Source organism: uncultured Serinicoccus sp. (assembly GCF_947487915.1).
GTDB lineage: Bacteria > Actinomycetota > Actinomycetes > Actinomycetales > Dermatophilaceae > Ornithinicoccus.
Genome location: NZ_CANKYH010000040.1, coordinates 1 through 383, shown reverse-complemented (window position 1 = coordinate 383; position 383 = coordinate 1). Strand labels below are relative to the sequence as shown.

1 protein-coding gene is annotated in these 383 nt (G+C 72.1%); it reads right to left on the bottom strand.

Features of this window, described 5'->3' with window-relative positions; all coding sequences use genetic code 11:
- Positions 1–383, bottom strand: a 383-nt coding sequence (locus Q0795_RS17135; RefSeq protein ID WP_298891764.1) for a transposase, incomplete at both ends; no start/stop codon positions are given.

The following is a 383-nucleotide window of genomic DNA, read 5'->3' as shown; positions in this document are numbered from 1 at the left end:
TGCCGGATGCGGTCCTCCACGCGGGCATGTGCGCGGTGGCGGGCCTCGAGGAGGGCCAGTTGCCCGACGGCAGTGTTGGTGACGAACGCCTGGTAGCGCCACCCGTCGGCCTCCTCGAACAGGGACAGCTGCGCGCCTGGGTGGGGCCGTTCACGGCGCACGATGACCCGCATCCCGTCGGGCCACGTCGCGAGCAGGTCCGCGTCGATGAGGCCGGTCAGCTCGGCGACGTGTCCGCCTTCGCGCACACCACCGTCGGCGTCCATCGCCGGGGTCCAGGTCTGTTTGGGGACCAGGACGATCGCGTCGCGGACCTGCTCGGTGAGCGCGAACCCGACGGAGTACTCCACTCGGCGGCCGCGGACCTTGCCCTGGCCGGTGAG